The organism is Nonomuraea sp. NPDC049725, from assembly GCF_040674795.1.
Taxonomy (GTDB): Bacteria; Actinomycetota; Actinomycetes; order Streptosporangiales; family Streptosporangiaceae; genus Nonomuraea; species Nonomuraea ceibae.
Genome location: NZ_JBFANJ010000005.1, coordinates 465962 through 477041, shown reverse-complemented (window position 1 = coordinate 477041; position 11080 = coordinate 465962). Strand labels below are relative to the sequence as shown.

The window sequence follows — 11080 nt, the reverse complement described above, 5'->3', positions numbered from 1 at the left end:
TTTCGGCAAGGGGGAAGGTGTGCGCGATCCGCCAGGCCGCAGGCGGGCCGCGCCCGTTCGGGGCGCTGAGGAAGGCGGAAGTCGGTTGACGGAAGAGACGCGCATGCGCGGGGGAGAGAGCCTGGCGGAGGCGCTCGAAAGCTACCTCGCGGACTGGTCGCGGCGCACCGGTGTCACCGTCGAGACGTGGGCGCTGCCCGCCGAGGACGTGCCCGCGCCCATCGCCGAAGGCGTGCTCACGGCGATGCGTGAGGCCCTGGCCAACGCCGAGCGCCACAGCGGCGCCTCCGTCGTGTCGGTCGCCGTGACCGTCAGCAGCGGGGGGCTGCGCATGACGGTCAGCGACCACGGCCGCGGCTTCGCGCCCGGCCGGTCCGGGCGCGGCATCGCCCGCATGCGGGCCGCGTTCGCGGAGATCGGCGGCACCCTCACCGTCCGCAGCGTGGAGGGCGAGGGCACCACCGTGTCAGGGGTCGTGCCTAGGCGAGAGTGAGGATCTCGCTGCCGGTGTCGGTCACCACGATCGTGTGCTCGAACTGGGCGGTGCGCTTGCCGTCCTTGGTCACGGCCGTCCACTTGTCGGGCCAGATGTCGTACTCGATCGTGCCCAGTGTCAGCATCGGCTCGATCGTGAACGTCATGCCCGGCACCAGCTCCACCCGCAGCGACGGGTCGTCGTAGTGCGGCACCATCAGGCCCGAGTGGAACGTGGTGCCGATGCCGTGGCCGGTGAAGTCACGCACCACGCCGTAGCCGAACCGCTTGGCGTACGCCTCGATGACCCGGCCCACGACGTTGAGCTGGCGGCCGGGCGCCACCGCCTTGATCGCCCGCATCATCGCCTCGCGGGTGCGCTCGACCAGCAGGCGCGACTCCTCGTCGACCTCGCCCACCAGGAACGTCGCGTCGGTGTCGCCGTGCACGCCGCCGATGTAGGCGGTGATGTCGACGTTGACGATGTCGCCGTCACGCAGCACGGTGTCGTCGGGGATGCCGTGGCAGATCACCTCGTTGATCGAGGTGCACAGCGACTTGGGGTAGCCCTTGTAGCCGAGCGTGCTCGGGTAGGCGCCGTGGGAGACGAGGAAGTCGTGGCCGATGCGGTCGAGCTCGTCGGTGGTGACGCCCGGCCGGACGTGCCGGCCGACCTCTTCGAGGGCCTGACCGGCGATCCGGCCCGCCACGCGCATCCGCTCGATCATCTCGGGGGTCTTCACGTCGGGCTCGCCGGTCTTGGGGCGCTTCTTGCCGACGTACTCCGGCCGCTCGATGTGGGCGGGGACCTTTCGCATGGGCGAAATTCGGCCGGGCTGGAGCAGAGTCGTCATGAAAACCGAGTCTACGGGGCAGAATTGGTCACGTGAGCGATGGCCAGTGGTGGTTCTGCCTCAAGCACATGCGCGTCGAGCCTGACCAGGGCTGCCCCAACAAGGACCGGCTCGGCCCCTACGAGAGCGAGCAGGAGGCGGCCGGCGCCCTGCAGCGTGCCGCCGAGCGCAACAAGACCTGGGACGAGGCCGACGAGGCCGACGACTAGACCACCGCGTAGGCCCGTACGGGGAAGGTGCCCAGGCCCGCGATCATCGGCGGGGCGGCGTGAAACCTGAAGCCCTCGGCGGGCAGCCCGCCCAGGCCCGTCAGGTGCTCCACCACGGGGATGCCCGCCGCCAGCAGGATCGTGTGCGCGGGCCGTTCGCCGTGCGGCGGGGTGTCGTCGATGTTGAGCGAGTCGATGCCGACCAGCGCCGCGCCGCGCTCGGCCAGGCTGCGCGCCGACTCCGGCGCCAGGTAGGGGTGGCCGTGGGTGTAGGCGGCGGTGCCGAAGTGGCGGTCCCAGCCGGTGTGGATCAGCACCGCGCGGCCCCGTACGTCCAGGTCCTCGCCGACCGTCACCTCGCGCTCCTGGCCCGCGCGCACCACCAGGCCAGGCAGGTCGGCCAGCTTGTCGAGCGGGACCGCGGCCAGGTCGGGGCCGTCGGCGTAGCGGTGGAAGGGCGTGTCGACGTACGTGCCCGTGTTGCCGACGAGCGTGACCGTGCCCATGTGGAACTCGGTGCCCGGCGCGTACACCTTCCTGGAGTCCTCCCGCGACAGGTGCACGCCCAGCTCGGGGCCGGGGATGCCGGGGTAGGTCACCAGGCCGGGGGTGATGCGGTGGCTCAGTTCGACGATCATCCTTGCTCCTGGGCTTCCGACGGGGTCCTGGCGGCGGCGAGGCGGGCCAGCTTGACGAGGGCGACGATGCCGATGGCCGCCCACACGAGGTTGAGCCCCGCCGACGGCCAGGCGGCGTAGTAGGCGCTGTTGACCATCAGGCCGATGGATCCGGCCAGGTTGATGAGCTGGTACGGGACCGCGTCCCCGTTCAGGCGGGACGAGGAGACCAGGTAGTAGCCGGTCAGCAGCAGCGCCGCGCCGATCCAGCCCACGACGTCGAGGAGCAGATCCATGCGCGCCATTGTCCGGATTTATGGGGTTAAAGCGCAAATAAAAGATCCTAAATGATGTCGTAAGCTGTCCTTTATGGAGATCGACCCTCGACGGCTGCGGATTCTCCACGAGGTCGCCCGCCGGGGCGGCGTCATGCGGGCCGCCGAGGCGCTGTACCTCACCCCCTCGGCGATCTCCCAGCAACTCGCCCAGCTCGAACGCGAAGTCGGCCTCCCCCTCATCGACCGCTCCCAGCGCCGCGTCTCCCTCACCCCCGCCGGGCGCGTCCTCGCCGGATACGCCGAACGCGTCGAGGACGAGCTCGCCGAGGCCCGGCGCGAGCTCACCCGCTTCACCGACCGCCTCGCCGGACCCGTCCGCATCGCCGCCTTCCCCACCGTGATCACGCACGTGCTCGTCCCCGCCCTGCGCGATCTCGCCGACCGCCACCCCCGCATCGTCCCCTCCATCCACGAGGTGTACGGCCAGCCCGCCCTCCAGGAACTCAGGCACGGCGTCGTCGACGTCCTCATCACCGAGCAGGACATGAGCCTGCCCGTGCTCGCCCAGCCGTCCCTGTCCACCCGCGCCCTCTACGTCGACGAATACCGCATCGTCGTCCCCGCCTCCTGGACCGACCCGCCCCGCGACGTCGCCGACCTCGCCGACGTCCCCTGGATCACCGGCGAACCCGGCCAGGCCAGCGGCCAGGCCCTCGACCGCCTCGCCGGCCTGCACGGCTTCGAACCGCGCAAGCTCCACGTCATCACCGAGTTCGGCCCCGCCCTCGCCCTCGTCGCCGCCGGGCACGGCGTCGCCATCGTCCCCACCCTCGCCCTCCTCGACGTCCCCGAAGGCCAGGTACGGGTGACCGACATCCGCGACGTCGGCTCCCGCCGCATCGACGCCGTCACCCGCGTCAGCCGCACCCGCTCCGGCGAACCCGACCCCGTCCAGGCGGTCGTCATCTCCGCCATCGCCACCGCAACCGCCGCCCTCGACCCCACCCTCCGCACCCACCTCCCCCAACCGCAGAACCCCTGACCCGCCTGCGCTGTTGCCCATCGGCCCCGGCCCCCCTGAGGCGCTCAGGTGACCCGGAAGGCCCGTCCGCCGGCCCTCGCCCGCCGGCCCTCGCCCGCTGCCTGGCTGCTGAGGGCCCAGGCCCCTTGAAGGTCCAGATCCCCCACGGCCCGCCCCCACGGCCCGCCCACGTCGGCTGGCCCCGGCGGCTCGCCCCCGACGGACCGGCCGCGTCCTGGGGCTGGTCCGCCCCGTACGGGCTGGTCGCCGTACGCGGGCGCCCGTGCGGGTCGCCGTACGCGGGCGCCGGACTCCGCCGTCCACCCCCTCGCCGACCCGGCGCCGGGAAGGGGGGCGGCCCTCAGCACGTACGCGCGCCTCAGTGCGGACGCCTGGCTGCCTCTGAGGCGGTCACCCTGAAGGGCCCGGCTGTCCACGGGAAGGTCGGCCACCACCGAAGGGCCCGGCACCCCGAAGGGCAGGCCACCGCCGGAGGGCCCGGCGCCCCCGAAGGGACGGCCACCACCGAAGGGCCCCGGCGCCGGGAAGGGGGCGGCCCTCAGCACGTACGCGCGCCTCAGTGCGGACGCCTGGCTGCCTCCGGGGCGGCCCCCCTGGAGGGCCCGGCCGTCCACGGGAAGGCCGGCCACCCCCGAAGGGCCCGGCACCCCGGCCCGGCACCCCGAAGGGACGGCCACCACCGAAGGGGCGGGCGGTCGGAGGGGCGTGAGCACCCCTAGTCGGGGATGTGGGGGCCGCTCACTCGGGTGAGGAGGCGGGCGAGGCGGTCGCGGAGGCCGGGGCGTTGGGGGATCTCGCCGGCGGCGGTGCTGACGAGGTGCTGGGCGCCGTCGAAGGTGACGGGCCCGCGGGCGGGGACGGCGAGCGAGTCGTGGGCGAGGCTCGACAGTTCGGGGTCGCCGGACTCGAGGGCGAGGATGGTGGCCCCGGTGCGGCGGGCGTCGTCGACGCGTTCGAGGAGCGGGACGGGCGCCTGCTGCCCGGCGACGACGAACAGCGTCTCGCCCCGGGCCGCCTGCTGGATGCGGTCGAGGGTGACGCTGAGGTGGGCCGGGGCGCCGGGGGGCGGGGACCAGCGCACCAGCGTGGGGGTGAGCTGGGGCAGGTCGGACAGGCGGGCTTCGTCGGCGAGGTGGGCGGTCAGGTGCCAGGGTTCGTCGTCGGGGGTGCCGACGAGCAGCAGGCCGCCGGGTGTGCGGGTGGTCCGGAGGGCGCGGCCCAGCTCGCGGGTGCGTTCCACCCAGCCGGTATCGGCGAGGAGCTCGCGCAGGAGGCTGACCGATCCTGAGTCCATCCACCCATGGTGCATGACTGGTGCCGTTTCGGTGACCGTTCTCCCGGATGTGCCGTTCGGGCGTCGCAAATCTTCTGACAGATGGTGTCATTTCGGGCCTTGACAGGTGGTTACTCCCGGGTAACGATCGGCTCGCGGCGCCGCCGTCCCGTGAGCGATCCCACCCTGAGGAGGGGCGGCACATGAGATTACGTGTCCGCGTCAGCATGTCCATCGCCCTGTTACTGATCATGTCCCTCGTCGCCGCCCCGGCCCGGGCGGAGTCGGCGGGGGACGTCGTCTCCGCCGAGCCGACCACCGTCTACCTGCTGCCCGGCGAACTCCTGAAGGTGCCGGTCAACGCCTGGCACGTCGTCTACCGCTCCACCTCCGCGACCGGTCAGCCCAACGCCGTCTCCGGCACGCTCCTGGTGCCCAAGGCCGGCTACCCGCTGGGCAGGCGGCCCATCGTCGGCTACGCGCCCGGCACCCACGGGCTGGGCGACCAGTGCGCGCCGTCGGCCGCCATGCGGCAGGGCACCGAGGCCGAGCTGGCGTTCGTCAGCCTGCTCCTGCTCAAGGGCTTCGCGGTCGCGGTGACCGACTACGAGGGGCTCGGCACGCCGGGCCAGCACACGTACATGGCGGGCGTCTCCCAGGGCCACGCCGTGCTCGACGCGATCAGGGCCGCGACGCGCGTGCCCGGCGCGGGGCTGTCCGACCGCGCGCCGGTGGCGGTCATGGGCTACTCGCAGGGCGGCGCCACGGCCGGCTGGGCCGCCGAGCTGCACGCCTCGTACGCGCCGGAGCTGCGGCTCAAGGGCGTCGCCGCGGGCGGCGTGCCCGCCGACCTGCACGCAGTGGCCGACCACCTCGACGGCACCGCCGACTTCGGCCTGGCCGCGGCGGCCGGCGTCGGGCTCGACGCCGCCTACCCGGAGCTCGACCTGGAGGCCGACCTCAACGAGCGGGGCCGCGCGCTGCTGGCCGACGCCGCCGACGACTGCGTGGGCGACCTCGACGAGCTCGCCGGGCTGAGCTTCGCCGACCTGAGCCCCGTCGACCTGCTGAACCAGCCCAAGTGGCTGGCCCGCCTCGCCGAGAACCGGCTCGGCTCGGCCACGCCGAGGGTGCCGCTGTTCCTCTATCACGCGCGCGGCGACGAGACGATCCCGCACGCGGTCGGCGCGACCCTGCGCGACGAGTACTGCGCCGCCGGCGCGAACGTCCGCTGGGCGTCGCTGTCGGCCTCCAGCCACGTGCTCGGCGCCGTCCAGGGCGGGCCGCTGGCGATCGAGTGGCTGGCCCTGCGCCTGTACGGGCTGCCCGCGTCGGGCAACTGCTGACCGCCACCCCACCGGGCCCGGCTTCCCGGCCGGGCCCCTGGGCAGTGGCGGCCCCGGAGGGACGCGGTGACCTGCCGGGCTGGCATGATCGAGCCTATGACTGACGTGAGCGGGCTTTCCATCGGCATTCTCGGCGGCACCGGTGACCAGGGGAAGGGGCTGGCGCGCCGGTTCGCGCTGGCCGGACTCCAGGTGGCGATCGGGTCGCGCAGCGCCGAACGGGCGCAGGAGGCGGCCGAGTCCATCGGCTCCGGCGCGACCGGCGGCGCCAACGCCGACGTGGCCGCCGGCGCCGACATCGTGATCGTGGCCGTCCCGTACGACGGGCACAAGGCGCTGCTCGAATCGCTGACCGCCGAGCTGGCCGGGAAGATCGTCGTGGACTGCGTGAACCCGCTCGGGTTCGACAAGCAGGGCGCCTACGCGCTGCCCGTGGCCGAGGGCAGCGCGGCCCAGCAGGCGGCGGCGGTGCTGCCCGGCAGCCGGGTGGTGGCCGCGTTCCACCACGTGTCGGCCGTCGTGCTCCTGGACCCGGCGGTGGACGAGGTGGACCTCGACGTGCTGGTGCTCGGCGACGACCGGGAGGCCACCGACACCGTGCAGGCCCTGGCCGGGGTCATCCCGGGGGTGCGCGGCGTCTACGGCGGGCGGCTGCGCAACGCCCACCAGGTCGAGGCGCTGACCGCCAACCTCATCTCGGTGAACCGCCGCTACAAGGCGCACGCCGGCGTGCGGATCACCGACATCTGACGGCCGTCACAGCCAGCCGGCGTCCTCGGCGATGCGGATGGCGTCGATCTTGTTGCGGGCGCCGGTCTTCGTGATCGCGCCCGTCAGGTAGTTGCGCACGGTGCCCGGCGACAGGTGCAGGCGGGCGGCGATCTCCTCGGCGGGGGCGCCCCTGGCCGCCTCCTTCAGCACCGTCGCCTCGCGCGGCGTGAGCGGGCTCTCGCCGTACTCCATCGCCGACGACACCAGCTCCGCGTCCAGCACGCGCAGCCCGGCGGCGGTGCGCCTGACGGCGTCGGCCAGCCGGTCGCCGGGCGCGTCCTTGACCAGGAACGCCTCGATGCCGGCGGCCAGCGCGCGCCGCACCTGGCCCGGCTGGCCCAGCGCGGTCAGCACCAGGATCCGGCACGACGGGAGGCGTTCGCGCAGCTCGGCGGCGGCGGTGATGCCGTCGACGCCCGGCAGGTCGATGTCGACGATCGCCACGTCGGGGCGCGTGCGCAGGGCGGCGGGCACGATCTCGTCGCCGCGCGTGACCTCGGCGGCCACCTCGAGGTCCGGCTCCAGCCGCAGCAGCGCCGTGAGGGCGGCGCGGATCATGTGCATGTCCTCGGCCAGCAGCACCCGGATCACGCCGGCACCTCCAGCGCCAGCAGGAACCCGTCGGGGCCCGACCGCGCCGCGTGCAACGTGCCGCCCGCCTGCTCCACCCGCTCCGCCAGCCCGACGAGCCCGCCCCCGGCGGTCGGCTCCGTGACGGCCGCGTCGCCGGGGGCCGGATGCGCGTACCTGCCGGACAGGGCGGCGGGCAGGGTGCCGGACAGGGCGGCGGGCAGGGTGCCGGACATGGTGGCGGGCGGGGTGACGCCGTCGTTGGCCACTTCCAGGCGGAGCCGGCCGGCGTGGGCGGAGGTGGTGATCGTGCAGGTGGTGGCGCGGGTGTGGCGCAGGACGTTCGTGGCGGCCTCGCGGACGGCCCAGGCGAGCGCCTCGTCGGCGTGCCGGGGCAGCGGCGCGTCGGCCAGGTGCGCCTGGCAGCTCACGCCGGACGACTCCAGCAGCGCCACGGCGCGGTCGACCTCGCCGGTGAGCGACAGCCTGCGGTAGCCGCGCGCCACCTGGCGGACGTCCTGGGCCGCCTCCCTGGCCACCTTGACGAGCGCGGCGACCTCGCCGTGGGCGGCGGAAGGGTCGCGGGGGATCAGGCGCGCGGCCAGGTCGCCCTTGAGCGCGATCGCGGTGAGGCTGTGGCCCAGCCCGTCGTGCAGGTCGCGGGAGATGCGCAGCCGTTCCTTGAGCACGGCCGCCTCGGCCAGCTCGGCCCTGGCCTCCTCCAGGTCGGCCGACACCCGGACGAACCGGACGAGGGCGTAGCTGAGCGCGCCGGTGATGGGGACGGTCATCAGGTAGAAGAGCATGACGACGGGCGGAAGAACCTGGAAGAGCCCGGTCCACATGTAGGCCATCATGAGGCCGACCGCCGCGGCGCCCCAGCCCAGCGGCAGGAACACCAGCGCGGCGCCGGCGAGCATCGGCGCGGCCACCGCCGAGTAGCCCGCGGGCAGCAGGTAGTCGGGCACGTAGGTGACCACGGCCTGCAGCAGCACGGTGAGCGGGAACAGCGGCGGCCGCCCGCCGCGCAGGGCGGCCCGTATGTTGACGTGGTTCAGCCCGACGACGCCCGCCATCGCGGCGCTGGCCACGAGCCCGTTCGCCAGGGTGCCGGTGAGGAAGTAGAGCAGCCCGATGATCGAGTAGGCCACGGACACGGCGATCAGCAGGCCGCTCGCCAGCCGCCGTGCGGAGGACGCGGAGGACGCGGAGGAGACGGCGGAGGAGGCCGGGGAGGACGTCACGGCCACGATTATCGCCGAGGCTCCCACCTGAACCACCGCAGCGCGACCAGCCCGGCGGCCCCCCAGGCGGCCAGGTTGAGCGCGGGCGCCAGCACGTCTCCCCGGGCGACGGCGTCGACCACGGCGCTCGTCGGCAGCAGCCCGAGCAGCGTGTCGGCCCAGCCCGGCAGCGGGATCGGCATCGCGCCCGCGCCCACCGCGGCGAGCAGGAACACCGGCATGGTGTACGCGGCGGCCAGCTCGGCACGGGGGATCGCGGCGGTGTAGGCGGCGCCGAGCACGGCCATCACGGCCGACCCGAGCACCACGGCGGCCGCGTACAGCACGGGGTCGGGCGGGAACGGCACGTCGGCCAGCACCCGCACCGCGACCGTGGACAGCGCGACGAGCGCCACGGTCTGCGTGACCGTGCTGGCGATCTGCCCGGCCAGGATCTGCGCGTCGGTCAGCCTGCTGGTGCGCAGCCGCTTGAGCACGAGCTGGTCGCGCCGGCCGGTGAGGGCGACGGCGATGTTCATGAACGTGGTGATCGACAGCAGGATCGCCAGCGTGCCCTGGAAGATCTCGGTGGCGGCGGTCACGCCCTCGGAGGTCACGTTGCGCATGAGCACCGGCATGCCGACGGCCAGCCCGACGGGCGTGACGACGGAGGCGAAGAGCATGGCCTTGTCCCGCCAGAACAGCCGGGTGCCGAGGTTGTAGGCGGCGGCGAGGGTCATCGAACGCTCCCGGGCAGGTCGAGGAAGAGGTCTTCGAGGGTGGCGGCGCGGACCTCCAGGCCCGCCAGCCGCAGGCCGCGCCCGGCGGCCCACGTCAGCAGCGTCTGCGCAGCCAGGTCGGGGTCGTCGGCGCGGCACACGGCCAGGTCGCCTTCGAGGGTGACGGGCAGCGGCAGGCTCTCCGGGTCCACCCCGGCGGGCAGCCGGAACGCGACCCGGCCGCCCCGCGCGGCCAGCGTCTCGGCCATGCCGCCCGAGGCGACGATCCGGCCCGCGTCCATGACGGCCAGGGACGAGGCGAGCCGCTGCGCCTCCTCCAGGTAGTGGGTGGTCAGCAGGACGGTGGTGCCGCGCCCGGCGAGCTCGCGGATCACCTGCCAGGTGTCGCGGCGGCCCTCGGGGTCCATGCCGGTGGTCGGCTCGTCGAGGAAGAGCACGTCGGGGCGGCCGAGCAGGGCGAGCGCCAGGTCGAGCCGCCGCTTCTCGCCGCCCGACAGCTGCCGCACCCGCGTGCCCGCCTTGGCCGACAGCCCCGCCAGCTCCAGCGCCTCCCCGCAGGGCCGGGGCGCGGCGGTGAAGCCGCGCCACGTGTCGACGGTCTGCGCCACCGTCAGGTCGGGGAAGAACCCCGCCTCCTGGAGCATGACGCCCGTGCGCTGCCGCACGGCTGCCCGGTCGGCCACCGGGTCGAGGCCGTGCACCCGCACCGTCCCGGCGTCGGGCCGGCGCAGCCCGGTCAGCAGCTCGACGGTCGTGGTCTTGCCGGAGCCGTTCCTGCCGAGCAGCGCGAAGATCTCCCCCTGGGGCACCTCGAACGAGACGTCACGCACGGCCGGGAAGCCGCCGTAGCTCTTGCCGAGCCCCCGCACCTGAATCGCTGTCATGCGGACGACTCTTCCGGAGCCGGAGCCGCGGCGGCAGTGAGGAATTCACGACCTGCGCGAGAGCTTCAGCAGGGCGGCGGTCACCCCCTCGGGGTCGACGAGCTGGTGCAGGTGCAGGCCGGGCGCGTGCAGCACCGGCCAGCCGCGCCGGCGCGCGTCGTCGGCCACGGTGTCGTACGGCGGCCCGTACCAGAGGCAGGAGCAGCGGACGGCGTCCCACCCGGCGGGCACCGGGACGGGGTCGGTGTAGAAGGCGAGCGGGAGGCGCGGCTGCTCGGCCTCCACCCGGGCCCGCGCCGCCGCGTCGGGCGGGAACATGGGGGCGACGTCCTGCTCGTCCCACCAGTCGGTCCAGCGCGGCAGCAGCCCGTCGTCGCCGGCCAGCTCGCGCAGGAACGGCAGGAAGTCGTCCTGCCCGGGGCGTACCAGGCCGCGCGGCGGCGGCAGGTGGGCGTCGGCGAACACGCACGCCACCACCCGCTCGCCCAGCCCCTCCTTGATCACCGGCACGAACAGGCCGGCGTTGCTGTGCGCGGCCAGCACGAGCGGCCCGCCGCCGGGCGCGGCCTCCTGGACCGCGTCGCGCACGGCGGCGACGACGCGCGGCCAGTAGGGCGCGGGGCCGGCCGCCACCCCGGTCAGGTCGGGCACGACGGCGGCGTGGCCCCGGCGCTCCAGCGCCGCCGCCACGGGGGCCCAGGTGGACGGTCCCACGCTGGGGCTGTGTACGAGCACGAACGTCATGTGCTCACCTTGCCGCACCCGGCCCGCCCGGCGGCGGCGTGTCAGCTACCGGCGA

14 protein-coding genes are annotated in these 11080 nt (G+C 74.3%); 5 read left to right on the top strand and 9 right to left on the bottom strand.

The genetic code is table 11. From position 1 onward, the window contains the following. Positions 1 to 103: 103 nt before the first annotated feature. Entirely contained in the window at positions 104 to 493 is a 390-nt protein-coding gene (locus AB0J53_RS16495) for an ATP-binding protein (RefSeq protein ID WP_357586411.1), read from the top strand. Here the strand turns inward: AB0J53_RS16495 and map are convergent. Then, positions 480 to 1328, bottom strand: coding sequence for a type I methionyl aminopeptidase (map, locus tag AB0J53_RS16490; RefSeq protein ID WP_219510862.1), 849 nt, complete (start codon positions 1326 to 1328; stop codon positions 480 to 482). The genes AB0J53_RS16495 and map overlap by 14 nt on opposite strands. Before the next feature lie 32 nt (positions 1329 to 1360). Here map and AB0J53_RS16485 point away from each other — a divergent pair, with 32 nt between their 5' ends. Beyond that, positions 1361 to 1537: a hypothetical protein gene (locus AB0J53_RS16485; RefSeq protein WP_219510860.1), complete on the top strand. Its 177-nt coding sequence runs from the start codon at positions 1361 to 1363 to the stop codon at positions 1535 to 1537. Here the strand turns inward: AB0J53_RS16485 and AB0J53_RS16480 are convergent. Further along, positions 1534 to 2175 (bottom strand): cyclase family protein, encoded by a 642-nt coding sequence (locus AB0J53_RS16480; RefSeq protein ID WP_219510858.1) that lies wholly within the window; start codon positions 2173 to 2175, stop codon positions 1534 to 1536. The genes AB0J53_RS16485 and AB0J53_RS16480 overlap by 4 nt on opposite strands. Next, a complete protein-coding gene (locus tag AB0J53_RS16475; RefSeq protein WP_219510856.1) occupies positions 2172 to 2450 on the bottom strand; it encodes a hypothetical protein in 279 nt (92 codons plus the stop codon). The genes AB0J53_RS16480 and AB0J53_RS16475 overlap by 4 nt, the downstream gene beginning before the upstream one ends. Positions 2451 to 2523: 73 nt before the next feature. Here AB0J53_RS16475 and AB0J53_RS16470 point away from each other — a divergent pair, with 73 nt between their 5' ends. Continuing rightward, positions 2524 to 3474 (top strand): LysR family transcriptional regulator, encoded by a 951-nt coding sequence (locus AB0J53_RS16470; RefSeq protein ID WP_219510854.1) that lies wholly within the window; start codon positions 2524 to 2526, stop codon positions 3472 to 3474. A 715-nt stretch (positions 3475 to 4189) separates the two neighbouring features. Here AB0J53_RS16470 and AB0J53_RS16465 read toward each other — a convergent pair. Then, entirely contained in the window at positions 4190 to 4768 is a 579-nt protein-coding gene (locus AB0J53_RS16465) for a hypothetical protein (protein WP_364172685.1), read from the bottom strand. Positions 4769 to 4950: 182 nt separating this feature from the next. On the opposite strand from AB0J53_RS16465, the gene AB0J53_RS16460 reads away from it, so the two are divergent. Together AB0J53_RS16460 and npdG are read left to right on the top strand one after the other, a co-directional pair. After that, on the top strand, positions 4951 to 6093 hold the full coding sequence (locus AB0J53_RS16460; protein WP_219510851.1) for a lipase family protein: 1143 nt from the start codon (positions 4951 to 4953) through the stop codon (positions 6091 to 6093). Positions 6094 to 6189: 96 nt separating this feature from the next. Further along, positions 6190 to 6843 carry an NADPH-dependent F420 reductase gene (gene npdG / locus AB0J53_RS16455; RefSeq protein WP_364172681.1) on the top strand — a complete coding sequence of 218 codons (654 nt, stop codon included), beginning with the start codon at positions 6190 to 6192 and terminating at the stop codon, positions 6841 to 6843. Between the two features lie 6 nt (positions 6844 to 6849). Here npdG and AB0J53_RS16450 read toward each other — a convergent pair whose 3' ends face one another. Genes AB0J53_RS16450 through AB0J53_RS16430 form a run of 5 tightly spaced genes read right to left on the bottom strand, consistent with a single transcriptional unit; the run spans position 6850 to position 11025 of the window. Further along, complete coding sequence (locus AB0J53_RS16450) at positions 6850 to 7455, bottom strand: response regulator transcription factor (RefSeq protein ID WP_219510847.1); 606 nt, start codon at positions 7453 to 7455, stop codon at positions 6850 to 6852. Next, on the bottom strand, positions 7452 to 8678 hold the full coding sequence (locus AB0J53_RS16445; protein ID WP_364172678.1) for a histidine kinase: 1227 nt from the start codon (positions 8676 to 8678) through the stop codon (positions 7452 to 7454). Before AB0J53_RS16445 ends, AB0J53_RS16450 begins: the two co-directional genes overlap by 4 nt. Positions 8679 to 8686: 8 nt before the next feature. After that, positions 8687 to 9397, bottom strand: a complete 711-nt coding sequence (locus tag AB0J53_RS16440; RefSeq protein WP_364172675.1) for an ABC transporter permease — start codon at positions 9395 to 9397, stop codon at positions 8687 to 8689. Next, positions 9394 to 10281, bottom strand: coding sequence for an ABC transporter ATP-binding protein (locus AB0J53_RS16435; RefSeq protein ID WP_364172672.1), 888 nt, complete (start codon positions 10279 to 10281; stop codon positions 9394 to 9396). Before AB0J53_RS16435 ends, AB0J53_RS16440 begins: the two co-directional genes overlap by 4 nt. Positions 10282 to 10326: 45 nt before the next feature. Next, positions 10327 to 11025 carry an alpha/beta hydrolase gene (locus AB0J53_RS16430; protein ID WP_364172669.1) on the bottom strand — a complete coding sequence of 233 codons (699 nt, stop codon included), beginning with the start codon at positions 11023 to 11025 and terminating at the stop codon, positions 10327 to 10329. Positions 11026 to 11080: the final 55 nt, after the last annotated feature.

Bases quoted from the DNA above. Each gene is read 5' to 3' on its own strand.
- AB0J53_RS16435 (WP_364172672.1), bottom strand. From the start codon at position 10,281: ATGACAGCGATTCAGGTGCGGGGGCTCGGCAAGAGCTACGGCGGCTTC.
- AB0J53_RS16470 (WP_219510854.1), top strand. From the start codon at position 2,524: ATGGAGATCGACCCTCGACGGCTGCGGATTCTCCACGAGGTCGCCCGC.
- AB0J53_RS16440 (WP_364172675.1), bottom strand. From the start codon at position 9,397: ATGACCCTCGCCGCCGCCTACAACCTCGGCACCCGGCTGTTCTGGCGG.
- AB0J53_RS16480 (WP_219510858.1), bottom strand. From the start codon at position 2,175: ATGATCGTCGAACTGAGCCACCGCATCACCCCCGGCCTGGTGACCTAC.
- AB0J53_RS16460 (WP_219510851.1), top strand. From the start codon at position 4,951: ATGAGATTACGTGTCCGCGTCAGCATGTCCATCGCCCTGTTACTGATC.
- AB0J53_RS16430 (WP_364172669.1), bottom strand. From the start codon at position 11,025: ATGACGTTCGTGCTCGTACACAGCCCCAGCGTGGGACCGTCCACCTGG.
- AB0J53_RS16465 (WP_364172685.1), bottom strand. From the start codon at position 4,768: ATGGACTCAGGATCGGTCAGCCTCCTGCGCGAGCTCCTCGCCGATACC.
- npdG (WP_364172681.1), top strand. From the start codon at position 6,190: ATGACTGACGTGAGCGGGCTTTCCATCGGCATTCTCGGCGGCACCGGT.
- AB0J53_RS16475 (WP_219510856.1), bottom strand. From the start codon at position 2,450: ATGGATCTGCTCCTCGACGTCGTGGGCTGGATCGGCGCGGCGCTGCTG.
- map (WP_219510862.1), bottom strand. From the start codon at position 1,328: ATGACGACTCTGCTCCAGCCCGGCCGAATTTCGCCCATGCGAAAGGTC.
- AB0J53_RS16495 (WP_357586411.1), top strand. From the start codon at position 104: ATGCGCGGGGGAGAGAGCCTGGCGGAGGCGCTCGAAAGCTACCTCGCG.